This is a genomic window from Aeromicrobium endophyticum (genome assembly GCF_003586285.1).
GTDB classification, from domain to species: domain Bacteria; phylum Actinomycetota; class Actinomycetes; order Propionibacteriales; family Nocardioidaceae; genus Aeromicrobium; species Aeromicrobium endophyticum.
This window is the reverse complement of record NZ_QUBR01000001.1, coordinates 1,317,325-1,342,459: the sequence shown is the minus strand read 5'-3', so window position 1 is coordinate 1,342,459 and position 25,135 is coordinate 1,317,325. Positions and strand designations below refer to the sequence as shown.

Genomic DNA, 25,135 nt, shown 5'->3' with positions numbered 1-25,135 from the left:
TCACTGTCCTTGGAAGACGGGCGGGCGCTTGGCCATGAAGGCGGTCGTGCCCTCGGCGAAGTCGGCGGTGTCGAACAGCTGCACCTGCTGGTCGCGCTCGCGGTCGAGCGCCTCGTCGAGGTGCGGCAGCGTGGCGGCGGCGATCGCCTGCTTGGTCGAGCGGTAGGCCACGCTCGCCCCGCGGGCCAGCCGGTCGACGACGCGGTCGACCTCGGCGGCGAAGTCGTCATCGGGCACGGCCCGGTAGATCAGACCGGCAGATGCCGCCTCGGACGCCGGCAGCCGCTCGCCCATCAGGGCCATCGCCGACGCCCTCGCGCGGCCTACCGAGGCGGCGACGACCGCGGTCGTCCCGCCGTCCGGCATCAGTCCGATGCTGGTGAACGGCAGCAGGAAGTACGCCGACTCCTGGGCGACCGCGATGTCGGCCGCGAGGGCGACCGAGCAGCCGAATCCGGCGGCGGGTCCGTTGACGGCCGCCACGACCGGCAGGGGGCTCGCGACGATCGCGCGGATCAGCCGGTTGGCCCGGTCCATCGGCTCGGTGCCGCTGATCGGCCCGTCGAGCCGCGCACCCGTCGAGAAGCCCCGACCCGCGCCGGTGACGACGATGACGCGCGTCCCGGCGGGAGGCTGCTCGACCGCGTCGGACGCGATGTCGAGCATGACGCCGGTGAGGCCGTTGAGCCGGTCGGGGTCGTTCCACGTGATGGTGCGGACGCCCTCGGCGTCCGTGACCAGGACTGCATCGCTCATGGGCACAGGCTAGGTGATCCCTGGCCATCGTGACAGTAGTGGTGGCAAGATCATGGGCATGTCACTCGCAGGCAAGACCATCATCATGTCCGGCGGCAGTCGCGGTATCGGCGAGGCGATCGCGCTGCGCGCCGCCCGGGACGGCGCCAACGTCGCACTCCTGGCCAAGACGACCGAGCCCCACCCGTCCCTGCCCGGCACGATCCACACCGCGGCCGCGGCGATCGAGGAGGCCGGCGGGCATGCGCTGCCGCTGGTCGGGGACATCCGCGACGACGCCTTCGTGCTCGACGCCGTCGCCCGCACGGCCGAGGCCTTCGGCGGCATCGACATCGTCGTCAACAACGCCTCGGCGATCGACCTGTCGAGCACCCGCGACGTGACGATGAAGAAGTACGACCTGATGAACGACATCAACTCGCGCGGGTCGTTCCTGCTGGCCAAGTCGTGCATCGACCACCTCGCCGCCGCCGACAACGCGCACGTCCTGACGCTGTCGCCGCCCATCACCCTCGACCCCAAGTGGTTCTCGACCGCCACGGCGTACACGATCGCCAAGTTCGGGATGAGCCTGGTGACCCTCGGGCTCAGCGAGGAGCTGCGCGAGCTCGGCATCGCCGCCAACTCGCTGTGGCCCCGCACCGCGATCGACACCGCGGCCGTGCGCAACGTCGTCGGCCCCGGCCTCACGACGCACTCGCGCAAGCCGTCGATCATGGCCGACGCGGCCTACGAGATCCTCACGCGTCCGAGCCGCGAGTGCACCGGCAACTTCTTCATCGACGACGACGTGCTCGAGGAGGCCGGGGTCACCGACTTCTCGGTCTACCTCAACGGCGGCGAGGAGTCCGACCTCGCGCTCGACTTCTGGGTCGAGCCCAAGGGCCCGCACGACCCCAACCTCTCGCTGCACTGACCGGCTGCACCGAACCACCCCCACCGGACGGCGGGCGGTGATAGACCGGATCCCATGGTCAGTCACATCACCGTCACGCCGTTCCTGTGGTTCGACGCGAACGCCGAGGCCGCGATCGAGCGCTACCTCTCGATCTTCGACTCCGCCGAGCTGCTCGGCGAGCAGCGTCACCCCGACGGCACGCTGTTCATCGGCGAGATCAGCCTGCAGGGACAGCGGCTGACGCTCATGAACGGCGGACCGCACTTCCCGATGACCGAGGCGTTCTCGCTGGCGGTCAGCGTCGAGACGCAGCACGAGATCGACGCGATCTCCGACGCCTTGATCGCCGGCGGCGGACGCCAGAGCCGGTGCGGCTGGCTCGTCGACGCCTTCGGGCTGAGCTGGCAGATCGTCCCCACGACGCTGCACCGCCTGCTCGGAGATCCCGACCGCGAGGCCGCCGGGCGCGCCCAGGCGGCGATGATGGCGATGGACCGGCTCGACGTCCAGGCCCTCGAGGACGCGTTCGCGGCCCAGACGGACTAGTTCGTTCGAGCCAATTTCAGGTGTCGGACACCAAATTCCCCCGAATCGCGTCGTCGCCTCGTACCGTCGAGGGCGAGGGGAAGGATTGTCAGCAGCGATGAGCGTGTACTTGTTCGACATGGGGGGACGGCCGGTCGCCTTCCGCCGCACCTGGTCCGATCCGCACGTCTTCGACCTCGACGGACACCGCATCGCGTGCCTGCCGTGGGAGGACAACGAGGTCGTCGACCTCGACGGACACTACTTCGGCACGATCGTCGACGACCGCCTCGTCCGTCGCAACGACTGGTGCGAGCGTCCGTGCGTCGCCCTGCCGGACGATCCGGGGCCGGTCGAGCGCACCGGGCAGCCGTCCGCACCCCACTACTTCCCGAACCGCTTCGCGTACCAGGACGTCAGGGTCCACCACCACGCCTGAGGGGCGCTGCTAGACGTCGTTGATCTCGACGTCCGCCACGGCACCGATCGCCAGGGTGCGGGCCACGGTGCACAGCCGGTCCTCGGCCTTCGCGATCGCGTCGGGCAGCAGCGCCCGCGCCCGCTCACCGTCGTCGCCGTCGGGGAAGGCGACGTCGAAGCGCATCAGCAGGTCGACGAGGTGGTTGCCCAGCTCGTCGCGGATCTTGTCGGCGCGCGTGTGGACGTCGAACGTCTCGGGCTCGGCCCGCCGCGCCACCAGCGGGTCGACCGTCAGCGCCGTGCACCCGGCGAGCGCGACGAGCAGCAGCTCGACGGGGGTGAAGTCGTCGGTCGAGCCGTCGCCGATGTCGAGCGTCGTGCCGCGCACGTTGGTGGCCCGGTAGCGCGACGGTCCCGTGCGGGTGAGCTCGACGCTGCGCTCGGTGTCGCCCGACATCAGTGCGCCTCGCGGGCCGGCAGGCCGAGCTCGGCGACGGCCGCGTCGTGCAGCCGCACGACCTCGCGGCGGATGTCGGCGCGCTCGACCACCTGGCCGAGCCACGGCACGGTATGCGACCGCGTGCGTCCGTCGACCACGACGTCCCACGTGCCGCCCTCGGCGTCGACGCCGGTCATGGTCGCTGCCTCGGCGGCGGGATCGGCGAAGGCGCGGACGATCGTCAGGCTGTCGTCGGTGTGGTCGTCGTTCATGTGGTGGAGGATCGCGCCCACCACGTCCGGGGAGAAGCTCGTCATGCCTCGACGGTATCGCCCGCCACCGCACGGTTGCCGGTTTCCCGCGAGCCCGTGGGGTCCCGGCAGGGGTGGGTGAAGAAAGTGCGGCGAGCGTCCGCGTCGCCAACACTGGGGGGATGTCATCCCCCCGCAGTCTCGTCACCGGCGCCACGGGCTACGTCGGGGGCCGGCTCGTGCCGCAGCTGCTCGAGGCCGGCCACACCGTCCGCGTCATGGTGCGCGACGAGCGCAAGGCCCGGGCCCACGCGTGGTCGCACGACGTCGAGATCGCGGTCGGCGACGGCACGAGCGATGCCGACGTGCGCGCCGCGATGGAGGACGTCGACGTCCTCTACTACCTGCTGCACTCGATCGGCACGGGTGACGACTTCGGCAAGACCGAGCACGACATGGCGCAGCGCTTCGCCGACGCCGCGAAGGACGCCGGCGTCAGCCGCATCGTCTACCTGGGCGGGATGATCCCGGAGGACGAGGAGCTGTCCGAGCACCTCAGCTCGCGCGGCGAGGTGGGTGACGTCCTGCTCGCATCGGGCGTGCCGACGACCGTCCTGCAGGCCGGCGTCGTGATCGGCTCGGGCTCCGCGTCGTTCGAGATGCTGCGCTACCTCACCGAGCGGCTGCCCGTCATGGTGACGCCGAAGTGGGTCAACACCCGCATCCAGCCCATCGCGATCCGCGACGTGCTGCGCTACCTGGTCGGCTCGGCCGACATGCCGTCCGAGGTGAGCCGGCGCTTCGACATCGGCGGTCCGGAGGTGCTGACGTACCTCGACCTGATGCAGCGGTTCGCGCAGATCTCGGGCCTCCCGAAGCGTCGGGTGCTGAAGGTGCCGATGCTGTCGCCCGGCCTGTCGAGCCACTGGATCGGCCTCATCACGCCCGTCCCCGCGAGCCTGGCGCGCCCCCTCGTCGAGTCGCTGCGCAACACCGTCGTGGCCGGGGACACCGACATCACGCAGTACGTGCCCGACCCGCCCGAGGGCCTGATCGACTTCGACCGTTCGGTCGAGCTGGCCCTGACCAAGATCCAGGACCTCGACGTGCCCACCAGCTGGTCGTCCGCCGCGACGGCCGGCGCCCCGGCCGAGGGCCTGCCCACCGATCCCGACTGGGCCGGCGGCTCGCTCTACAAGGACGAGCGCACCCGTGAGGTCGACGCGAGCCCCGAGGCCCTGTGGACCGTCATCGAGGGCATCGGCGGCCGCAACGGCTGGTACTCGTGGTCGCTGGCCTGGTGGGTGCGCGGCGTGCTCGACCGGATCGTCGGCGGCCCGGGGCTGCGACGCGGCCGGCGCAACCCCCGCGACCTGGCCGTGGGCGACGTCGTCGACTTCTGGCGCGTCGAGGAGACCGACGACTCGACGTTCCTGCGCCTGCGGGCCGAGATGCGCCTGCCCGGTCTGGCCTGGCTGGAGATGCAGGTCGGCTCCACCGACGGTGGCACGACCACGTTCCACCACCGGGCGCTGTTCGCCCCCAAGGGCCTGCTCGGCCAGCTGTACTGGTGGTCGATCTACCCGTTCCACGGCATCGTGTTCGGCGGCATGCAGCGCAACATCGCGCGCGCGGCCGAGGCTCTCGAGGCCGGGAGGGACCGAGCATGACCGGCACGAGCGCCCAGCGGGCGCGGCACAGCGACCTGCTCAAGCACGGGGCCCGGGTGGGCCTGGTGGCCTACGGCGTCGTGCACCTGATCGTTGCGGGCATCGCCCTGCAGGTCGCGTGGTCCGGCGGCGGCGACGCCAGCAGCGGCGGGGCCCTGAAGACGCTCGCCGAGCAGCCGTTCGGACGCACGATGCTGTGGGTCACCACGATCGGCCTGGTCGCGCTGGCCCTGTGGCAGCTCGGCACCGCCATCTGGGGGTACGCCGGCGAGGACGGCGCCAAGCGGGTGCGCAAGCGTGTCGGTGCGGCCGGCCGGGTCGTCGTCTACGCCGCGCTCGCCCTCTCGGCGGCCAAGATCGCCGGCGGATCGGGCGGAGGGGGCGGAGGGGACTCGAAGGAGGAGGGTCTCACGGCCGACCTGCTCGGCGCGCCTGCAGGACGCACGCTGGTCGCCGTGCTCGCCGTCGCGATCATCGCCGTGGGGGTGCGGCAGGTGCACCGCGGCGTGACCGAGTCGTTCACCCACGACCTCGAGGGCCCCGCCACCAGCGGCGACTCCGGCTCGGCCGTGATCGTGCTGGGCCGGGTCGGCTACGTCGCGAAGGGCGTCGCGGTCGGTGTCGTCGGCATCCTGTTCGGCTGGGCGGCGCTGGCGTACGACCCCGAGAAGGCCGGTGGCCTCGACGACGCGCTGAAGACCGTCCGCGACCAGCCCTTCGGTCCGTACCTGCTGAGCGCCGTCGCCATCGGGCTCGCGGCCTTCGGGCTGTACTGCTTCGCCTGGGCCAAGAACCCCCGCACGCGCTGACCCCTTCGCGGAGTGTGACGCCCACGGCGTCATCGGTGTCCCGTCACGCCGTGGGCGTCACACATCGCGGTTGCGTGTTCATCCCGGACGCCACAGGATGTCCGGATGGATCTCTTCCGCATCAAGTCCGTCGAGCGCTCGATCGCGGAGACCGACGAGCCCGAGACCCGGCTCAAGAAGGAGCTCTCGGCCTGGGACCTGACGGTCTTCGGCGTCGGCGTCATGGTCGGCACCGGCATCTTCGTGCTCACGGGCGAGCAGGCCTACAGCAACGCGGGCCCGGCGATCGTCATCTCGTTCGTCATCGCCGGCATCGTGTGCGGCCTGGCAGCCCTCTGCTACGCCGAGTTCGCCTCGACCGTCCCGGTGGCGGGCAGCGCCTACACCTTCTCGTACGCGACGCTCGGCGAGCTGATCGCGTGGATCATCGGCTGGGACCTCGTGCTCGAGCTCGCGCTCGGTGCCGCCGTGGTGGCCCGCGGATGGTCGGCCTACCTGCAGTCGCTGTTCGACCTGCCCACGTGGCTCGCCGGTGACGAGGCCATCCCCGACTTCGGCGCGATCGCGATCGTCCTGGCGCTGACGGCGCTGGGCGTCCTCGGGACCAAGCTGTCCGGACGCTTCACGAGCGTCCTGGTCATCGTCAAGGTCGCCGTCGTGACGTTCGTGATCGTGGCCGGTCTGTTCTTCATCAAGATGTCGAACTACACCCCGTTCATCCCCGACTCCCAGCCCAGCAAGGGCGAGTCGGGCCTCGACTCGACGCTGCTGCAGTCGGTCTTCGGCGTCGATCCGACGGTGTTCGGGGTCTACGGCATCATCGCCGCCGCGTCGGTCGTGTTCTTCGCCTTCATCGGCTTCGACATCGTCGCCACGTCGGCCGAGGAGACCAAGAACCCCCAGCGCGACATGCCTCGCGGCATCCTCGGCTCGCTCGCGATCGTCACGGTGCTCTACGCCGCCGTGTCGTTCGTCGTCACGGGCATGCTCAAGTACAGCGACGAGCGGATGAACACGGCCGCCCCGCTCGCCGAGGCCTTCAAGGCCAACGACCTCGACTGGGCCAGCAAGCTGATCTCCGTGGGCGCCGTCGCCGGCCTCACGACGGTCGTGCTCGTGCTGATGCTGGGGCAGTCGCGCGTGCTGTTCGCGATGTCGCGCGACGGGCTGCTGCCGGTCGGCCTGGCCAAGGTGCACCCGCGGTTCGGCACCCCGTACCGCATCACGATCCTGACCGGCGTGTTCGTCGCGGTGCTGGCCGGCTTCGTCCCGCTCTCCGAGCTGTCCAAGCTCGTCAGCATCGGCACGCTGTTCGCCTTCGTCGTCGTGTCGGCGGGCGTCATCATCCTGCGCCGCACCCGCGCCGACCTCGACCGTCCGTTCCGCGTGCCGGGCGTGCCGCTCATCCCGATCCTGTCGATCGCTGCCTGCCTGTGGCTGATGGTCAACCTGTCGGTCGAGACGTGGGTCCGCTTCCTGATCTGGCTCGCGATCGGCTTCGTCGTCTACTTCGCGTACGGACACCGCTCGTCGCGGCTCGGCAAGGGGCTCAAGCAGGTCGACGCCGACGGCGACGTCAGCGGTGGGCCGTCGACGTGAAGTGATGCGTCGCCGCGTCGACGATCATCTCGGGATCGGCCTCGAGGACGCCCTCGATCCAGGCGGTGACCAGCTCAGCCACGCCACCGATGAACATCGTCGCGGCGAGATGACCCTCGACGTCGCTCCAGGCCTGCTCTCCGTAGAGACCGCGGGCCTCGTGCGCTGACAGGTCCGCGAAGCGCCGCAGCAGCTCGGCGCGGTGCGGACGCAACGAGTCGATCGACAACGACTCGACGATCGCGACGCGCCCCTTGCGGGGGTCGTCGGTGAGGATCTGCACGAACGCGCCGATGCCCGCCCGGACGCGCTCGGCGGGATCGCCCGTCGCGGCCGCCAGCGCGGCGACCGAACGGTCGGCGATCTGCGCCGCGATGTCGTCCATGACGGCCTTCAGCGCTGCGTCGAGGCCGTCGAAGCTCTCGTAGAAGTAGCGCTCGGTGAGGCCGGCCTCGGCGCAGATGCGGGTCATCGTGACCTTGGGCCCCCCATCGCGACCCCACACCTCGAGGGTCGCCTCGAGCAGCCGAGCACGTCGCTCGGCGATGCGCTCGTCGGCCGACCGGCCCTTGTACGTGCCTGCCTTCACCGCCATGACCACATCTTGACAGAGCGTCCTGTCTGAATGCAAGATGCGGATGTGATCCAGCCCACTGCCGTCCAACCCCGTCGTCGAGGACTGCCCTACGTCGGCAGCACGCTCGAGTACGTCCGCGACCCGCTGGCGATGATGCGAAAGCAGCACGACAGGTGGGGTCCGGTGTCCGACATCGACTTCATCGGCAAGCGCTGGACCGTGCTGCTCGGACCAGACGCGTGCGAGGCGGCGCTGCGCAACGCCGACAAGGCCTTCGCCAGCGGAGACGGCTGGGGCTACCTGGTCGGCCCCTTCTTCGACCGCGGCCTCATGCTGCTCGACTTCGACGAGCACCACCGGCACCGGCGCATCATGCAGTCGGCGTTCACCCGCGACCGGCTCGAGGGGTACACCGCCGCGCTGCAGCCGGCCGTCGCCGCCGGGCTCGCCCGCTGGGAGCCGTCCACCGAGTTCCGGGCCTACCCGGCGCTCAAGGAGCTGACCCTCGACCTGGCCGCCGAGGTGTTCATGGGCGGCGCCGACCTGGCCGCGCCCGACGAGCTCGACCAGGTCAACCGGGCGTTCATCGACTGCGTGCAGTCGGCGACGGCGCTGGTGCGCGCCAACGTCCCCGGCACGCGGTGGGGTCGGGCGCTGCGGGGGCGCGCGCTGCTCGAGGAGTTCTTCGGACGGCACCTCGCGACCAAGCGGGCCCAGCCGGGCGACGACCTGTTCTCGGTGCTGTGCCACCTCGAGACCGACGACGGGGAGCGGTTCAGCGACGAGGACGTCGTCAACCACATGATCTTCCTGCTCATGGCCGCTCACGACACCTCGACCATCACGGTGTCGACCGTCATGCAGCAGCTCGGGCAGCATCCCGAGTGGCAGCAGCGGTGCCGCGACGAGGCCCTCGCCCTGCCCGAGCACCCGACGATGGCCGACCTCGACGGGCTGGTCGCGATCGACCTGGTCATGAAGGAGTGCCTGCGTCTCGTGCCGCCCGTGCCGGTGCTGGCCCGCAAGACCGTCAAGGAGACCGAGGTGCTGGGGCACCGCATCCCGGCCGACCGGCTCGTCGCCGTCATGGTGCACCTCTCGCACCACATGCCCGAGCTGTGGGACGAGCCGCAGCGCTTCGACCCCGAGCGGTTCGCCGACGACCGCCGCGACGACAAGGTGCACCGCTATGCGTGGGAGCCCTTCGGCGGCGGCGTGCACAAGTGCCTCGGCATGTTCTTCGCCGGCGCGGAGGTGAAGACGATCATCGTGCACCTGCTGCGCCAGCTCGAGTGGACCGTCGACCCCGACTACGTCGCCCCCATGAGCTACGCCTCGCTTCCCTTCCCGAAGGACGGACAACCCGTCCGCCTCACCCGTCGCTGACCCCGCCCCACAGCCCCCAGCCCCCAGCCCCCAAAGACACCCGACCCCAGGAGCGCCATGTCCCGCACGTTGACCGACCAGGTCGTTGCCATCACCGGAGCGGGTCGTGGCATCGGCCTGGCCACCGCCCGCCGGTTCGCCGCCGAGGGAGCGATCGTGGTGATCGGCGACCTCGACGACGACGTGGCGGCCAAGGCGGCGCTGCAGGTCGGCGGCCGCGCCGTCGCGCACGTCGTGGACGTCACCGACCGCGGGTCCTTCGCCCGGTTCGTCGAGGCGGCACGCGCGCAGGGACCCATCGACGTCCTGGTCAACAACGCCGGCATCATGCCCTTGTCGCCGCTGGTCGACGAGACCGACGAGGCGACCGACCGCATCATCGACGTCAACCTGCGCGCCGTCATCACCGGCACCAAGCTCGTGGCGCCGGCCATGATCGAGCGCGGCAGCGGGCACATCATCAACATCGCGTCCGCGGTCGGCCGCATCGCCGTGGCCAATGGCGCGACGTACAGCGCCAGCAAGTACGCCGTCATGGGGTTCTCCGAGGCGATGCAGTCCGAGCTGGCACCCGCACGCGTCGACGTCTCGTGCATCCTGCCCACCGTCGTCGACACCGAGCTGTCCACCGGCGTCTCGGCCGCCAAGGGCATGCGCGCCGTCCGACCCGAGGAGGTCGCGGCCGCGATCGTGAAGGTGGCCCAGAGGCCGCGGTTCGAGACATGGGTGCCGGCCTGGAGCAAGGGACTGTTCTACTCGATGAACGCCCTGCCGCGCCGGGTGCGCAACGGTGCCGGTCACGCGATCGGGGCCGACGAGGCGCTGCGCGACGTCGATCTCGCGGCCCGCTCGGAGTACGAGCGCCGCGCTCGCAGCTAGCGGGTTCCCCAGGTGAACCGGTGCGTGTGGGTGCGGTAGTAGGTGAACGTCTGCAGCCCGCGCACGCCCGGCACCGACCTGATCTGGTCGTTGACCACGGCGTAGAGGGCGTCGTGGTCGGGGGCGATCACCTCGACGAGCAGGTCGGCGGGTCCGGCGGCGACGACGACGTAGATGACCGCGTCGATGGCGCCGATCGCGTCGGCGACCGGCTCGACGTCGCCCTCGACCTCGATCGTCAGCATCGCCATGCTGCGGTAGCCGAGCTGGAGGGGGTCGGTGACGCCGACGACGCGCAGGATGCCACGCTCCTGGAGGCGCAGCACCCGTGCCCGAGCCGCGCCGGACGACAGGCCCGTCGCGGACGCCAGGTCGGAGTACGGCAGGCGTCCGTCCTCCTGCAGCAGCGTCAGCAGCTGGCGATCGATCGGGTCGAGTCCGTCGTCGGCGCTTTGCGTCACGCCGCCATTCTAGCCCACTGACGATCGAATCGACAGTTGCGGAAGTCGATGACAGACGATTCGTTTGTCCAGGCGAGACTTGGCCCTATGATCGGGAGCACCTGCGGCGACCATCGCCGCTGCGCGCACCTGGAGCACCCATGGACCCCGTCACCACTGGCCTTCCTCGACCGGCCGTCACCGTCGACCAGGTCGTCGCGATGGCGCACGAGCACTTCGGCGTCGAGGGGACCGGCGTCGAGCTCGGCAGCCAGCAGGACCGCAACATCCTCCTGACGACGCCCGGCGGCACCCGCTACCTGGTCAAGGTGAGCAACCCGGTGTTCACCCGCTCCGAGATCGAGGCGCAGAACCTCGTCATGCGCCACCTCGCGGCCCGCGGCCACGCCACGCCGCAGCCCACGGCGTCGCGTGGCGGCGAGGACATCGTCACGGTCGACGTCGACGGCGTGCCGCACGCCGCGCGCCTGCTCACCTTCCTGCCCGGCGAGCCGCTGTCGGCGGCCGGAGCGCCGTGGCCTGCGACGCTGGCTGAGATCGGCCGCCTCGCGGGGCAGGTGACGGCCGCACTCGCCGACGTCACCCACCCGGGCATGGAGCGCGACCTGCAGTGGGACCTGCGCCGCGGCGAGTCCGTCGTCGCCGAGAGGCTCCACCTGGTCGCGGATGTCGCGCGGCGCGGGTCCGTCGAAGCGGCGCTGCACCGGGTGACCGCCGATCTCGACCCGGTGCGGGACGCGCTGCCGACCCAGCCGGTCCACGGCGACCTGACGACCGACAACCTGGTCGGCGACCGCGACCACCACGGCGCGCTCCGGCCCACGGGCATCATCGACTTCGGCGACGTGATGACCAGCTGGCGGGTGGCCGAGCTGGCCGTGGCCTGCAGCGCGGTGTTCCGGCACGAGCCGCACCGGCCGCTCGCGATCCTGCCGATGGTGGCAGCCTTCGACGCCGAGGTGGGTCTGACCGACGACGAGATCGCCGCGCTCTGGCCACTGATCGTCCTGCGGGGCGCGACCCTGGTGGTCAGCGGCGCCGAGCAGCTCGCCGTCGACCCCGGCAACGCGTACGCCGCCGCAGCGCTCGACGACGAGTGGGCGATGTTCGAGGTGCCCGCCGCCCAGGACGCCGCCGTCATGACGGCGGCCATCCGGCTGGGCCTCGGACGACCGGTCGCCCGGCCTGCCGCGCCCAGCAGCACGGCACCCATGGTGCGAGCCCTCGCCGGACGGCCTCCCGTCGTGGTGCCGCTCGGCCACGACAGCGACGTGCTCTGGGACGGCGCGTGGCTCGACGAGGGGCCGGCACAGGAGGCGCACGCGCTCGACGCCGCGGTCTCCACCGCGCTCGCGGCGACCACCCGCTTCGGCGAGGGACGCCTCACCCGGGTCGGGGCGAACAGTCGCGACGAGCCCGCGAACGTCGCGGTGGCCTGCGACCTGCGGACGGCGTCGCCCGTCACCGTCGAGGCGCCCTTCGACGGCGTCGTCAGCCACCGGGAGGGCGCCCTCGTGCTGGCGGGTCGCGACCACGCCGTCGTCGTCCGCAGCCCTGCGGCCGGCTCCCCCGCAGAGGACGGCATCGAGGTCACGGCCGGCGACGCGTTGATGACCACCGATCGCGCGACCGTGTGGCTCACGGTGCCCGCAGCCGTCGTCGACCGGCTCCCGCCGCGGTTCGTCCGCGCTTCGGAGCTGGCCGCCTGGCGCACGCGCGTGCTCGACCCGGCGTCGCTGCTCGGCCCCCCGCCGCAGGACGGTCCGGCGGACGATCTGCTCGAGCGCCGCACCGGCGCGTACGCCCCGCTGCAGGGGCACTACTACGTCGACCCGCCGCAGATCGAGCGAGGATGGCGCGAGCACCTGATCGACACGAGCGGTCGGCACTACGTCGACATGGTCAACAACGTGACGGTCCTCGGCCACGGCCATCCCGAGGTGGCCGCCGTCGCGGCCGACCAGTGGCGACGCCTCAACACCAACTCGCGCTTCCACTACGCCGCAGTCGCCGAGCTGAGCGAGCGCCTGCTCGCGACCGTCCCCGACGAGCTCGACACGGTGCTGCTCGTCAACAGCGGCTCCGAGGCCGTCGACCTGGCGCTGCGGCTGACACGCGCGTTCAGCGGGCGTGAGGACGTCCTGTGCGTGACCGAGTCGTACCACGGCTGGACCGTCGCGTCGGACGCCGTGTCGACCTCGACGTCCGACAACCCGCGCGCCGATCAGACGCGGCCGGGATGGGTGCACGCGGTCGAGCTGCCCAACGCGTACCGCGGCACCCACCGAGGACCAGGTGCTGGCGAGGCCTACGCCCGCGACGCGGTCGCCGAGATCGAGCGCCTGGCCGCGGCCGGCACCCCCGTCGGCACGTGGATCGTCGAGCCGCGCAACGGCAACGCCGGCGCGATCGGGCTGGCGGACGGCTTCCTCCCCCGGGTCTACGAGGCGGTCCGCGCGGGCGGCGGCGTCTGCATCTCCGACGAGGTGCAGGTCGGCTACGGCCGGCAGGGCGAGTGGTTCTGGGGCTACGAGGAGCACGGCGTCGTGCCGGACGTCATCACCGTGGCCAAGGCCATGGGCAACGGGCACCCGCTCGGCGCCGTCATCACCCGGTCAGACATCGCGCAGGCGCTGGCCGACCAGGGCACCTTCTTCTCGTCGGCGGGCGGCAGCACGCTCAGCAGCCGCATCGGCACCACGGTGCTCGACGTCCTCCAGCGCGACGGCCTGCAGGAGCACGCACGCATCGTCGGCGAGCACCTGCGGCGCGAGCTCGAGCGGCTGGCCGAGAGGCATCCGCTCATCGGCGCCGTGCACGGCCGCGGGCTGTACCTAGGTGTCGAGCTGGTGCGTGACCGCGAGACCCTCGAGCCGGCCGGCGAGGAGACCGCAGCACTCTGCGACCGCATGCTGCAGCTGGGAGTGGTCGTTCAGCCGACCGGCGACCGTCAGAACATCCTGAAGGTCAAGCCACCGATGTGCCTCTCCCGTGACAGCGCCGACTTCTTCGTGGCTCGGCTCGACGAGGCGCTGAGCGGCTGACCTCTCCGGCGGTCACCGACCGCCGACGTCGACCCTGGTCCATGTCGCACCCCCGTCGAGCGACTGCCACAGCTCGCCGGCGTCGTCGGGGCCCGCGACGGCGTACAGCGCTCCTCCTGAGGAGGTGATGCTCGAAGTCTTCTCGGGGACGTCCAGCGGTTCGAACGCGCTGTTGGCCTGGGTCGTCGCGACGAACCAGCCGGCCGAGCCGTGCGGGTCGTCCTCGCCGAGCACGAGCCGTCCGTCGGGCAGCACGACCGTCTTGGTGTGGTCGAGCGCTCGCAGGCGCAGACCGTCGGGAGCGAACGGACGCGGCTCGCCACCGTCGACGATCGTCGCCCCGACGATCCCGTCGCTCATGCCCGCGACGAGGCTCAGCAGCGTGACGCCGTGGCCGGTCACCAGGTCGCCCGGCGCGCCTGCCGTCGGAAGCGTGAGCGCGTCGGTCTCCCACGTCCGGCCGCCGTCGGCGGAGTGGACGAGACGGGCCGTGCGCTCGGCCCGGTCGGTGACTCCCCAGATCGTGCCGTCCTCGTCGATCGCGACCCGCTCGAAGGCGTCGGAGCGGCTGTGCCGCCCCGGTGGCGGCAGCTCGTGCACGGATCCGTCCGACGGGCGGTAGAACGTCAGCAGCCCGACGTCCGTGACGAGGATGTCACCGGGCCGCACCGGGGCGGGCGGCTGCGTGGGGCCACCGGACGTCGTGCTGCCGTCCAGGTCGATGCGGGTCGGCGGCACCTCGGCGTCGGGCGCGGCGACCACGAACCCGTCGTCGAACCCGTGGGGTGTGCTGAACGCCCTCGTCGCGCCCGACCGGACCACGTCTCCGTCAGGTGCCATCAGCCGCCACGCGCCCTTCTCCTCCTCACCGCCCTCCTGGTCGCGGATCGAGAAGGTCAGCAGCACCGAGCCGTCACCCGCGCGGGCGACGCCGGACGGCGAGCCGGCGACCGCGATGACGTCGTCGGCCGATGCACCGGTGTCGTGGAGGACGTCGTCGTAGGAGCTTCCGTGGAAGACGACGAACGCCCCGAGTGCGATGGCCAGCGCCCCCGAGAGGAGCACGACCACGATCGTCCGCGAGATCCTCATGCCGCCCATGGTGCCAGCGCCGGCCTGAGGCTCAGGAGCGCGCGGAGGGCCGTCCGGGGACGAGCGGGTCGATGCGGTAGCCGGCGGTCAAGGCCTCGCCCGGGGCCACCGTCCGGACGCCGGGCTTGTCGCGCAGCTCGCCGGCGAAGTCGACAGGTGCCGCCCCGCCCACGCACGGCTCGAGGCACAGCAGGTCGGCGCCGGTCGGCCGCGACCAGACCACGAAGACGTCGAAGACGTCGTCCCAGGTCATCCGGATGCCCCGGCCCGACGGTGCGAGGTAGCGCAGGCCGCCGCTCGCGACCTGGTCCATCACGACCGCGTCGATGGCGAACAGGGCGGGGTCGAGCCGCAGCGTCGAGCCGTCGAGCGGCGTCGGCTGCGGGTCGGGCAGCACCAGGGTGTGGTCGAGCCGGCGGATCGGCGCCGGCTCGTCGTGGTCGAAGACGACGACGTGGTCGGTCTTGGCCGCGCCGGGCTCGAGCGGCCAGGCGAAGGCCGGGTGCGAGCCGATCGACACCGGCATCGGCGTCTCGCCGGAGTTCAGCACCTCGTACGTCGTCGCGAGGCCCTCGTCGTCGATGGCGTAGCGAGCCGTCAGCTCGAAGGCGAACGGATACCGGGCACGCGTCTCGTCGCTGTCGCGCAGCCGCAGCGTCGCCGACGCGTCATCGACCTCGACGACGTCCCACTCGAGGTCGCGCGCGAAGCCGTGCTGCGTCATCGGGAACGTCGCGCCGTCGACCGTGATCGTGTCGCCCGGCACGCGGCCGACGATCGGGAACAGGATCGGCGCGTGCCTGCGCCACTGCGGGCCGGCCTGCCACAGCAGCTCGTGGCCCGTGCAGTCGCGCAGGGAGTGCGGCTCGGCCCCGAGGGTCGAGATCTCGGCCGTCCCGGCACCTCCGCGCAGGCGCAGCACGTCAGAGCCCTCGCGCGTCGTAGGTCTCGCCGGCGTCCTGGGTGGCGGCGAAGATCGCGTCGACCAGCTCGCGGGCGGTGCGGCACCGCAGCAGCCGCAGCTGGTCGAGGGCGCCCAGCGGGGCGATGGCCGCCAGCTGCCACAAGGCGTCGACGGGATCGTCGCTGAGCTGGACGCTCGGCGACCAGCTCAGGTCGTCGAACTCGCTCGCGCGCGCGAGCGTCCGGCGCACGAGTGCCTCGGTCTGGTCGAAGCGCTCCTGCAGGTCGTCGTCCCACTCCAGCGGCGGCAGGTCGCGCACCCGGGCCCGCGGATACGGGTCCTCGGACGTCCACTCGACGATCTCGATGCGCCGCGTGCCCTCGCCCAGGAGCGCCAGGTAGCCGTCCGCAACCTTCAGCTCGGCGACCTGGCAGACGGTACCGACGTCGAAGCGCTTCTCGCCGCCCCCGACCTCCTGCCCGCGCTCGATCAGCACGACACCGAACTCGGCGGGGCCGTCGGGCAGCAGGTCCTGGAGCATCTGCAGGTAGCGCGGCTCGAAGACCCGCAGCGGGAGCGGCATCGCCGGGAACAGCACCGAGCCCAGCGGGAACATCGCGACGTCGGCGTCCATGCCGACCATCCCATCACGGATGCCTCCGCGCAGCGCGCCGGCTGTGGTCGGACGAGCTGCCTCTCAGGCGAGGGTCTGGACGACCTCGGCCCGTGCGTGGTGCCGTCCGCGAGGGACGATCATCGGCGTGCCGCTGACCGGGTCGGGGACGACCTCGCAGTCGAGGCCGAAGACGTCCGTCACGACGGCGGCGTCGATCACCTCGCGCGGCGGCCCCTCGGCCACGATCGAGCCCTTCTTCATCGCGATGATGTGGTCGGCGTAGCGGCACGCCAGGTTGAGGTCGTGCAGCACCAGCACCACGGTCTTGCCCGACGCGCGGTTGAGGTCGGTGAGCAGGTCGAGCAGCTCGACCTGGTGGTTGATGTCGAGGTACGTCGTCGGCTCGTCGAGCAGCAGCAGGTCGGTGTCCTGCGCGAGCGCCATCGCGACCCAGACGCGCTGGCGCTGGCCGCCCGACAGCTCGGCGATGTTGCGGTGCTCCAGATCGCTCGTGCCGGTGGCCTCGAGCGCGGCCGCGACGGCCTCGTCGTCCTCGGTGCTCCAGCGGCGGAACCAGCCCTGGTGGGGGTAGCGGCCGCGACCGACGAGGTCGCCCACCGAGATGCCGTCCGGAGCCACGGGTGTCTGCGGCAGCAGTCCGAGCACCTTGGCGACGTCGATGCTCTTCATGCCCTGCACCGAGGTGCCGTCGAGGACGACCTGGCCCCCGCGCGGTGCCAGCAGGCGGGCGAGCCCGCGCAGCAGCGTCGACTTGCCGCACGCGTTGGCACCCACGATCACGGTGATGCGGCCGTCGGGGATCTGGACGTCGAGGTCCTTGACGATGTCGGCGTCGGCGTAGCCGAGCGTGAGGTTCTCGGCACGCAGGTCGTGTGAGGTCATCCGCCGCGTCCTTCCCGGTTGACGGTGGCGAGGAGCCAGATGAGGTACGGCGCGCCGACGATGCCCGTCACGACACCCGTCGGCAGCGAGGTCGGCAGCAGGTGCTGGGCGACGAGGTCGGCCGCCAGCACGATGACCGCGCCGACGAGCGCCGACGCGATGACGCTGCCGCTCGGGCCGGTGAGCCGCACCGCGATGGGGCCCGCGATCAGGGCTACGAACATGATCGGCCCGGCGACGGCGACCGAGAAGCCGATCAGCACGATCGACACGGCCAGGAGCGCGAGGCGGCTGAGCTCGACACGTGACCCGAGCGCCTTGGCGGTGTCGTCGCCGAGCTCGAGGGTGCGGAGCGGACGCTCCAGCACGAGCGCGAGCGGCAGCAGCACGACCAGGGCGACCAGCAGGGCGCGCAGCTCGCCGGCGCCGGCCTGCCCGACGGAGCCCGCCAGCCACGTCATGGCCTCACGGGCCTCGTACAGCTGGGCCCGTGAGACGACGTAGCCGACGATCGCGAGCATGAACTCCGAGACGCCGATGCCGATCAGGATGAACCGGTAGCCCGAGATGCCGTCGCGCCAGGCCAGCACGTAGATCAGCAGCGCCGTGAGCAGCGCGCCGAGCAGCGCCGATCCGGAGACCGCGGCGCTGCTGGCGTGGAAGATCACGATCGACGAGACCGCGAAGAGGCTGGCACCTGACGAGACGCCCACGAAGTCGGGGGATGCCAGCGGATTGCCCAGCAGCTTCTGGAAGACGACCCCCGACAGGCCGAGGGCGAGGCCGACGGCGAGCGCGGCGGTCGCCGTCGGCAGCCGCAGGTCGCGCACGATGAAGTCGTTGGTGGGGTCGTCGCGAAGCCCCAGCACGGACGTGACGACGTCGATCGGCGAGACGTAGAACGAGCCGACCATCATGGTGAGGACGAACAGGCACGTCGCGATGATCGCGAGGGCTGCGGTCACGATCGTCGCGCGGCGACGGCGATGGCGGCGTCCTGAGCGGACGACGGGGGCCTCGAGCGTGGTGGCCATGGCGATCAGAGCTCCGCGAGGTTGCGGTAGCGGACCAGCAGGATGAACGCGGGGGCGCCGAGCACGCCGATGACGACACCGACCTGCAGCTCGCCCGGCGAGATGATCAGCCGGCCGACGATGTCGGCCAGGAGCAGCACGATCGGGGTCAGCAGCAGCGAGTACGAGAGGATCCAGCGGTAGTCGGGGCCGCAGATCATCCGGGCCAGGTGCGGCACGACCAGACCGATGAAGACGATCGGGCCGCACGCCGCGGTGGCCGCGCCGCTCAGGATGGCGACCGTCACGAACATGATCGCGCGCGTCAGGCGCACCCGCTGCCCCAGCGCGAGGGCGAGGTCCTCGCCGAGGGCCAGGCCGTTGAGCGCGCGTCCGGTGCCGAGGGCCAGGACGATGCCGAGCGCCAGGAACGGCACGGTCTGCCAGAACACCGGGAAGTAGCGGCCCGCCAGCGCCCCGACCTGCCAGAACCGCAGCTCGTTGAGCGCCGAGACGTTGGTCATCACGATCGCCGAGGTGATCGACGACAGGATCGCCGTGACGGCGGCGCCGGCCAGCGCCAGCTTGACCGGGGTCGCGCCCTCGCGTCCGAACGAGGCGATGCCGTAGACCGTCACCGTCGCGACGCCCGCGCCCGCGAAGGCGAACCACACGTAGGTGCTGACCGACTGCGTGCCGAGCACCATGATGCCGAAGACGATGAAGGTCGCGGCGCCGGCGTTGATGCCCATGATGCCGGGATCGGCCAGCGGGTTGCGGGTGACGCCCTGCAGGATCGCGCCGCTCAGGCCCAGCGCCGCGCCGGCGAAGATGCCGATCAGCGTGCGCGGCACCCGCAGCTCGCGGATGACGGTCTCGGACGCGTTGCCGGGGTCGTAGTCGTCGAACGCCTTCCAGATCGTGGAGAGGCCGACGCCGCGGGCGCCCATCGTGATGCTGAAGAAGCACACCACCGCCAGCAGCCCGACGAGCACCACGAACCCGGTGGTCAGCGCCGCCCGCGAGCGCTGGGTAGGACGCAGCTCGGGTGCGGCCTCGGCGCGGGCAGTGACGGTCATGACGGTTCACCGTAACTTAGGTATGCCTAGCCAATCCAGCCGGACTACGTCACATCCCCGCGATCTGTGACGCCCACGGCGTCATCCGGCGTCGGTGACGCCGTGGGCGTCACCGATCGCGGACGAGGATGCAGACGCACGACGCCCCCGGGACCGGGCGGTCTCGGGGGCGTCGTGCGTGCGGGTCAGGCGTACTTTCTCAGACGTACTTTCTCAGGAGTACAGCTCGCCGTTCTTGGCCTTCTCGAGCAGCGAGGCCGGCGGGGTGAAGCGGTCGCCGTACTTCTGCGCCAGCTCCTGCGCGCGGGCCGTGAAGGCCTCGACGCCGATCGAGCCGTCGGCGGCCTCGTAGCCGTTGACGTACTGGATCGCGCCGCCGTGCAGGGCCGGGAAGCCGATGCCGAAGATCGAGCCGATGTTGGCGTCGGGCACCGACAACAGGCCCTCGTCGAGGCACTTGATCGACTCGATGCTCATGATGAACGTCAGCCGCTCCTTGAGGTCCTCGAACGCCGGCTGCTCGTCAGCGACCGGGAACTGCTCGGCCAGACCGCTCCAGAGTCCCTGGCGCTTGCCGTCGACGTACTCGTAGAAGCCCGCACCCTTGAGGCGGCTGGGGCGGCCGAGCTCGATCATGGTGTCGATGACCTTCTCGGACGCGCTCTCGGGCCAGGCCTGACCGGCCTCCTCGGCGGCGGCCTTCGACTCGTTGCGGATCTTGACCATCAGCTCGAGGTTGAGCTCGTCGCTGAGCTGCAGCACGGGAGCCGGGAAGCCGGCCTGCGTGGTGGCGCGCTCGATGCTGACCGGCGAGACGCCCTCGGCGAGCATGCCGACGCCCTCGTTCACGAACGTGCCGATGACGCGGCTGGTGTAGAAGCCGCGGCTGTCGCCGACGACGATCGGCGTCTTCTTGATCGCCTTGGTGTAGTCGATGACGCGGGCGATCGCCTCGTCGGAGGTGTCCTTGCCCGCGATGATCTCGACCAGGGGCATCTTGTCGACCGGCGAGAAGAAGTGGATGCCGATGAAGTCCTGGGGACGGTCGACGCCCTCGGCCAGGCTCGTGATGGGCAGCGTGGACGTGTTCGAGCCCAGCAGCGCATCGGCCTTGACGACCTTCTGCACCTCGCCGAAGACCTCGTGCTTGAGCTTGACCGACTCGAAGACGGCCTCGATCACGAAGTCGCAGCCCTCGAGGTCGGCGTAGTCGTCGGTCGGCGTGATGAGCGCCAGCAGCGCGTCGGCCTTCTCCTGCGTCAGGCGGCCGCGGGAGACCGCCTTGTCGACGATGCCCTGGCTGTACGCCTTGCCCTTCTCGGCCGCCTCGAGCGAGATGTCCTTGAGCACGACCTGCATGCCGGCCTTGGCCGAGACGTAGGCGATGCCCGCGCCCATCATGCCGGCGCCGAGGACGGCGACCTTCTCGGCCTTGGTGGGCGCGATGCCCTCGGGGCGCGACTTGCCGGCGTTGATCGCGCCGAGGTCGAAGAAGAAGGCCTGCGTCATGTTCTTGAACTGCTGGCCGACGATCAGCTCGACCAGGTAGCGCGACTCGATGCGGGTCGCGGTCTCGAAGTCGACCTGCGAGCCCTCCACCGCGGCGCTCATGATGTTGCGCGGCGCCTTGTAGAGCGCACCCTTGGTCTGCTTGCGCAGGTTGGCCGGGAACGCCGGCAGGAACGCCGCGAACTTGGGCGTGGACGGCGTGCCGCCCGGGATGCGGTAGCCCTTGCGGTCCCACGGCTGGGTCGCGGCCTCCTCGTTGCCGGCGTTGGCCTCGATCCAGGCCTTGGCCGCGGGGAGCAGCTCGTCCTGCGTCGCGACGACCTCGTCGACGAGGCCCTCGGCCACCGCCTTGGACGGCTTCATCTGCTGCCCCTGCAGCAGGAACTTCATGAGCGCGTCGGAGATGCCGAACATGCGCACGGTGCGCGTGACGCCACCGCCGCCGGGCAGCAGGCCGAGCGTCGCCTCGGGCAGGCCGATCGAGTAGCCGCCGTCGACCGCGATGCGATGGTGAGCGGCGAGCGCGATCTCGAGGCCGCCGCCGAGCGCGGCGCCGTTGATGGCGGCCACGACCGGCTTGCCGGAGGTCTCGAGCTTGCGCAGCGTGGCCTTGATGCCCTCGACGTTGGCGAACAGCGCCTCGGCGTCGGCCGGCGTGGCCTGCGTCATGAGCTTCAGGTCGCCACCGGCGAAGAAGGTCTTCTTGGCCGAGGAGATGATGACGCCCTTGACCGAGTCGGGGTCGTCGGCGATCTGCTGGACCAGCCGGTCGACGGCCGCGGCCATCGAGTCGGCGTAGTCCTGGTTCATCGTGTTGGCGCTCTGGTTGGGATCGTCGAGGACGAGGTTGACGATGCCGCCCTCGGCCTCGTAACGCACTGCTTCGGTCATGAATGTGTCTTTCTGGTCAGGAGAAGAGGGGAGGGGCGGGTCAGCGAAGACGCTCGACGACGGTGGCGATGCCCATGCCGCCGCCGACGCACAGCGTGGCGAGGCCGTAGCGCTGGTCGCGACGCTCGAGCTCGTCGACCAGCGTGCCGAGGATCATCGCGCCCGTGGCACCCAGCGGGTGGCCCATGGCGATCGAGCCGCCGTTGACGTTGGTCTGGTCGTGCGGGTAGCCGCCGAGGTCCTTCATGAGGCGCAGGGCGACGGCCGCGAAGGCTTCGTTGATCTCGAGCAGGTCGATGTCGCCGATGCCGAGGCCGGCGCGCTCGAGGGCCTTGAGGCTGGCCGGGCCGGGGCCCGTCAGCATGATGGTGGGCTCGGAGCCCGACACGGCGGCCGAGACGATGCGCGCGCGGGGCCTGAGCCCGTGGCGCTCACCGGCCTTCTCGTTGCCGATGAGGACGAGGGCGGCACCGTCGACGATGCCCGACGAGTTGCCGGCGTGGTGGACGTGGTCGATCTTCTCGACCCAGTGGTACTTCTCGAGGGCGACGGAGTCGAAGCCGCCCTGGTCGCCGATCTGCGCGAACGACGGGGGCAGCTTGCCGAGGCCCTCGGCGGTGGTGCCCTCGCGGACGAACTCGTCGTGGTCGAGGATCGTCAGGCCCGACGCGTCCTTGACCGGGATGACGGAGTTGGCGAAGTAGCCGTTGGCGATGGCCTTGGCGGCACGGGCCTGCGACTCGGCGGCGAAGGTGTCGACGTCGAGGCGGCTGTAGCCCTCGATCGTGGCGATCAGGTCGGCGCCGATGCCCTGGGGCACGAAGTCGGTGTCGAAGGACGTGCGGGGGTCCATGGCCCACGCGCCGCCGTCCGAGCCCATGGGCACACGGCTCATCGACTCGACGCCGCCGGCCAGGATCAGGTCCTCCCAGCCGGAGCGCACGCGGGCCGAGGCCTGGTTGACGGCCTCGAGGCCGGAGGCGCAGAAGCGGTTGAGCTGCACACCGGCGACGGTGTCGGGCAGGCCCGCTGCGAGCGCGGCGGTCTTGGCGATGTCGCCGCCCTGGTCGCCCACCGGCGAGACGCTGCCGAGGACGAGGTCCTCGATGCCGTCGGTGTCGAGCGTGGGGTTGCGCTTGCGCAGCTCGTCGACCAGACCGGTGACCAGCGAGATCGGCTTGACCTCGTGGAGCGATCCGGTCTTCTTGCCGCGACCGCGCGGCGTGCGGATGGCGTCGTAGACGAAGGCCTCGGTCATAACGGATTCCTTAGTGATGAGTCCCGCAGGTGCGGGTCGAGAACAAGTGCCGTCCCGGAGGTGGCTCTGTCGATTGTGACACCAACACTGTCAAAGTCCAAGGGTCAGGTCGTGTGCCGCCGGTCATCCTCGACGCGGGCGTGCGGCGACCACTGCGACCGCCCCTGCCGCCGTGAGGGCCAGCCCCAGCAGCGGGAAGACGGCTGAGGGGCCGCCGGAGTCGGGGAGCACCGCGTCGCCGTCCGGCGCGGTGTCGCCCCCCTCCGAGGGCTGGCTCGGCGGCGGCTCGGTCGGGTCGTCGGGCCCCGGGACGATCGGGGCGGGCGCCGCCGGCTCGGTGGCGAGCGCGAAGTCCAGCCCCGTGACGTCCTCGCCGGCGGCGGTGATCGTCGCGGTGCGCGGGGCCGCGCCGCCGGTGCCGACGGGTCCGGTGACAGTCACCCGGTAGGTGCCAGGCGTCAGGGCACCGAGCCCGAAGGTGCCCTCGACGTCGGTCGTCCTCGAGGAGCCGGCGCCACCTGCCGGGCCGACCGTGACGACGGCTCCGGCCAGCGGGCGTCCGTCGAGCGTCACGGTGCCGGCGACCGAGCCGGTCGCCGGCACCTGGGCGAGGACGATGTCCTGATTCGGCACGTCAACCGTCCCGACCGCGACCGAGGACGGCGCAGGCGTCAGGTAGCCGGCCGGGGCGCTCGGCACCGAGAGCACGTAGGCGCCGGCCGGGACGCGCGGCAGGGCGTACGTGCCGTCGGCGGCCGTGACCGCCCGGTACGTGGACCCACCGCCCGTCAGCTCGACCGTCACTCCCGCCAGCGGCCCGTCGGGTCCGTCGACGACGCCGCTGACCGTCGGCAGTGCCTGCAGGACGAAGTCCTGGTCGGTGACCGGTGCCGTCGCGCCCGCCGGGACCGTGGCCGTCCGGTCGGGGACCGGGAGGTAGCCGGGCGGCGGGGTGACCGCGATCGTGTAGTCGGCGTCGTCGGGGTTGTCCTCGAAGACGTAGCGTCCGGACACGTCGGTCGTGGTGGTGCGTGACGGGCCGCCGGACGCAGGCGTCAGTGTCACGGTCACGCCCTCGAGGGGGCCGGCCGCTGCGCGCACCTCTCCCGTGATCGGGACCGGGACGGCCTGCCGCACCGTGAAGTCGGCCACGGCGTCACCCGTCCGCAGGTCGATCGCGCGGCTGCTGGGACTCGTCACGAGACACGACGCGGGGACGCCCGACAGGGCGACCCGGTAGCCGTCGCTGGCCGCCACGCCGTCGAAGGCGTACCGCCCGGATGCGTCCACCGACCGCGTCGCCACGACAGCTCCCGCCGCGTCGACGAGCGAGACCGTCGCGGTCGCGAGGGAGCACGTGCCGGTCGCGACCGCGACGGTTCCGGACACGTCCTGCTTGGTGACGGCGAACCACGTCTGGAAGATTGGGAACCCCGCGCGACGGGTGAACGTGAAGGTCAGCGTGCGCAGGGACGCGGTGGGCTCGAACCAGCCGGTCGCGCCGTCGGAGTCGAGCGCGGCGGCGTTGCCGCGCAGGGTCGCCGTGGCCGGGTCCCACGTCGGGACGTCCTTGGGCCGCCCGGTGTCGGAGCAGACCGAGCTCGGGCGGGGCGTGGTGCTGCAGAGGTTGAAGCCGCCGCGGAAGCCCAGGTCGGCCGTGTCGGCCGGAGTGCCGTCAGCGCGGGTCGCCGAGACGCGGACCTGGTCGGCGTCGATGTCGCCCAGCACGAAGGTCCAGCCCTGCGGCGTCGGACGATCGAACGTGTAGGTGGTCGTCGAGGGCGACGACGCGTTGTCGGCCTTGGGTCGCAGGTTTAGGTACGCCTGGTCGCGACTCGAGCCGTACCGCTGGCCCGGCGGCGTGTTCTCGCCGAACCAGTTGGACGCACCGGACGGCAGCGCGACGTCCGACCGGGAGTCGGACGCGACCGTCGCCCCGGGGAAGCCGACGGCCGGCAGCTGCAGCGTCGTCGCGTAGTCGTTGGTCGAGCCCGTCAGCGCTCCCCACTGCCCGAAGCCCGTCGTGGTCGCGGCTGTGGACACGGCGACCGATGCCGTCAGCACTCCCGCCAGCGTCGCCACCGTCATGACCGATCTGCGCATGGTCTCTCCGTCCCCCGGATCCCGTGCTTCGACCCTAACGCCCTCCGGGCTGG

Annotated in this window: 23 protein-coding genes; 9 read left to right on the top strand and 14 right to left on the bottom strand. The window is 71.4% G+C overall.

Annotated elements, in window-relative coordinates; genetic code table 11:
* On the bottom strand, positions 1 to 756 hold the full coding sequence (locus DX116_RS06570; RefSeq protein ID WP_119703337.1) for an enoyl-CoA hydratase: 756 nt from the start codon (positions 754 to 756) through the stop codon (positions 1 to 3).
* 58 nt (positions 757 to 814) lie between these two features.
* Here DX116_RS06570 and DX116_RS06565 point away from each other — a divergent pair, with 58 nt between their 5' ends.
* From DX116_RS06565 to DX116_RS06555, 3 genes are all read left to right on the top strand, one after another.
* Positions 815 to 1,672 carry an SDR family oxidoreductase gene (locus DX116_RS06565; RefSeq protein ID WP_119704164.1) on the top strand — a complete coding sequence of 286 codons (858 nt, stop codon included), beginning with the start codon at positions 815 to 817 and terminating at the stop codon, positions 1,670 to 1,672.
* A 54-nt stretch (positions 1,673 to 1,726) separates the two neighbouring features.
* A complete protein-coding gene (locus DX116_RS06560) occupies positions 1,727 to 2,200 on the top strand; it encodes a VOC family protein (RefSeq protein WP_119703336.1) in 474 nt (157 codons plus the stop codon).
* 97 nt (positions 2,201 to 2,297) lie between these two features.
* On the top strand, positions 2,298 to 2,618 hold the full coding sequence (locus DX116_RS06555) for a hypothetical protein (RefSeq protein WP_119703335.1): 321 nt from the start codon (positions 2,298 to 2,300) through the stop codon (positions 2,616 to 2,618).
* A 9-nt stretch (positions 2,619 to 2,627) separates the two neighbouring features.
* On the opposite strand, the gene DX116_RS06550 is transcribed toward DX116_RS06555, so the two are convergent.
* Together DX116_RS06550 and DX116_RS06545 are read right to left on the bottom strand one after the other, a co-directional pair.
* Positions 2,628 to 3,056, bottom strand: coding sequence for an OsmC family protein (locus DX116_RS06550; protein WP_119703334.1), 429 nt, complete (start codon positions 3,054 to 3,056; stop codon positions 2,628 to 2,630).
* Positions 3,056 to 3,355: a DUF2470 domain-containing protein gene (locus DX116_RS06545; RefSeq protein ID WP_119703333.1), complete on the bottom strand. Its 300-nt coding sequence runs from the start codon at positions 3,353 to 3,355 to the stop codon at positions 3,056 to 3,058. The genes DX116_RS06550 and DX116_RS06545 overlap by 1 nt, the downstream gene beginning before the upstream one ends.
* A 116-nt stretch (positions 3,356 to 3,471) precedes the next feature.
* Between DX116_RS06545 and DX116_RS06540 the strand changes: the two genes are divergently transcribed.
* The 3 genes from DX116_RS06540 to DX116_RS06530 all read left to right on the top strand — a co-directional run bounded on the left by DX116_RS06540 (position 3,472) and on the right by DX116_RS06530 (position 7,367).
* A complete protein-coding gene (locus DX116_RS06540) occupies positions 3,472 to 4,959 on the top strand; it encodes an SDR family oxidoreductase (protein ID WP_119703332.1) in 1,488 nt (495 codons plus the stop codon).
* Positions 4,956 to 5,768 carry a DUF1206 domain-containing protein gene (locus tag DX116_RS06535; RefSeq protein ID WP_119703331.1) on the top strand — a complete coding sequence of 271 codons (813 nt, stop codon included), beginning with the start codon at positions 4,956 to 4,958 and terminating at the stop codon, positions 5,766 to 5,768. The genes DX116_RS06540 and DX116_RS06535 overlap by 4 nt, the downstream gene beginning before the upstream one ends.
* Positions 5,769 to 5,873: 105 nt before the next feature.
* Entirely contained in the window at positions 5,874 to 7,367 is a 1,494-nt protein-coding gene (locus tag DX116_RS06530; RefSeq protein WP_119703330.1) for an amino acid permease, read from the top strand.
* Here the strand turns inward: DX116_RS06530 and DX116_RS06525 are convergent.
* Entirely contained in the window at positions 7,345 to 7,962 is a 618-nt protein-coding gene (locus DX116_RS06525; RefSeq protein WP_119704163.1) for a TetR/AcrR family transcriptional regulator, read from the bottom strand. The two genes, DX116_RS06530 and DX116_RS06525, sit on opposite strands and share 23 nt — an antisense overlap.
* 45 nt (positions 7,963 to 8,007) lie before the next feature.
* Between DX116_RS06525 and DX116_RS06520 the strand changes: the two genes are divergently transcribed.
* Both DX116_RS06520 and DX116_RS06515 read left to right on the top strand, forming a co-directional pair.
* Positions 8,008 to 9,330: a cytochrome P450 gene (locus DX116_RS06520; protein WP_233556584.1), complete on the top strand. Its 1,323-nt coding sequence runs from the start codon at positions 8,008 to 8,010 to the stop codon at positions 9,328 to 9,330.
* A 57-nt stretch (positions 9,331 to 9,387) separates the two neighbouring features.
* Positions 9,388 to 10,209 (top strand): SDR family oxidoreductase, encoded by an 822-nt coding sequence (locus DX116_RS06515; RefSeq protein ID WP_119703328.1) that lies wholly within the window; start codon positions 9,388 to 9,390, stop codon positions 10,207 to 10,209.
* On the opposite strand, the gene DX116_RS06510 is transcribed toward DX116_RS06515, so the two are convergent.
* On the bottom strand, positions 10,206 to 10,670 hold the full coding sequence (locus DX116_RS06510) for an Lrp/AsnC family transcriptional regulator (protein WP_119703327.1): 465 nt from the start codon (positions 10,668 to 10,670) through the stop codon (positions 10,206 to 10,208). The two genes, DX116_RS06515 and DX116_RS06510, sit on opposite strands and share 4 nt — an antisense overlap.
* Positions 10,671 to 10,810: 140 nt before the next feature.
* On the opposite strand from DX116_RS06510, the gene DX116_RS06505 reads away from it, so the two are divergent.
* Positions 10,811 to 13,714, top strand: coding sequence for an aminotransferase (locus DX116_RS06505; protein WP_119703326.1), 2,904 nt, complete (start codon positions 10,811 to 10,813; stop codon positions 13,712 to 13,714).
* Positions 13,715 to 13,726: 12 nt separating this feature from the next.
* Here the strand turns inward: DX116_RS06505 and DX116_RS06500 are convergent, their stop codons facing one another.
* The 9 genes from DX116_RS06500 to DX116_RS06460 all read right to left on the bottom strand — a co-directional run bounded on the left by DX116_RS06500 (position 13,727) and on the right by DX116_RS06460 (position 25,082).
* Positions 13,727 to 14,806 (bottom strand): hypothetical protein, encoded by a 1,080-nt coding sequence (locus DX116_RS06500; RefSeq protein WP_147393605.1) that lies wholly within the window; start codon positions 14,804 to 14,806, stop codon positions 13,727 to 13,729.
* 31 nt (positions 14,807 to 14,837) lie between these two features.
* Entirely contained in the window at positions 14,838 to 15,728 is an 891-nt protein-coding gene (locus DX116_RS06495; protein WP_119703324.1) for an aldose 1-epimerase family protein, read from the bottom strand.
* Position 15,729: 1 nt separating this feature from the next.
* A complete protein-coding gene (locus DX116_RS06490; protein ID WP_199715944.1) occupies positions 15,730 to 16,344 on the bottom strand; it encodes an LON peptidase substrate-binding domain-containing protein in 615 nt (204 codons plus the stop codon).
* A gap of 63 nt (positions 16,345 to 16,407) precedes the next feature.
* A complete protein-coding gene (locus DX116_RS06485; RefSeq protein WP_119703323.1) occupies positions 16,408 to 17,229 on the bottom strand; it encodes an ABC transporter ATP-binding protein in 822 nt (273 codons plus the stop codon).
* A complete protein-coding gene (locus DX116_RS06480; RefSeq protein ID WP_119703322.1) occupies positions 17,226 to 18,263 on the bottom strand; it encodes a FecCD family ABC transporter permease in 1,038 nt (345 codons plus the stop codon). The genes DX116_RS06485 and DX116_RS06480 overlap by 4 nt, the downstream gene beginning before the upstream one ends.
* A 5-nt stretch (positions 18,264 to 18,268) precedes the next feature.
* On the bottom strand, positions 18,269 to 19,321 hold the full coding sequence (locus DX116_RS06475) for a FecCD family ABC transporter permease (RefSeq protein ID WP_119703321.1): 1,053 nt from the start codon (positions 19,319 to 19,321) through the stop codon (positions 18,269 to 18,271).
* A 213-nt stretch (positions 19,322 to 19,534) separates the two neighbouring features.
* Positions 19,535 to 21,721 carry a 3-hydroxyacyl-CoA dehydrogenase NAD-binding domain-containing protein gene (locus DX116_RS06470; RefSeq protein WP_119703320.1) on the bottom strand — a complete coding sequence of 729 codons (2,187 nt, stop codon included), beginning with the start codon at positions 21,719 to 21,721 and terminating at the stop codon, positions 19,535 to 19,537.
* A gap of 40 nt (positions 21,722 to 21,761) precedes the next feature.
* Positions 21,762 to 22,979, bottom strand: coding sequence for an acetyl-CoA C-acetyltransferase (locus DX116_RS06465; protein ID WP_119703319.1), 1,218 nt, complete (start codon positions 22,977 to 22,979; stop codon positions 21,762 to 21,764).
* Between the two features lie 123 nt (positions 22,980 to 23,102).
* Positions 23,103 to 25,082, bottom strand: coding sequence for an MSCRAMM family protein (locus DX116_RS06460; RefSeq protein ID WP_158591919.1), 1,980 nt, complete (start codon positions 25,080 to 25,082; stop codon positions 23,103 to 23,105).
* Positions 25,083 to 25,135 lie beyond the last annotated feature (53 nt).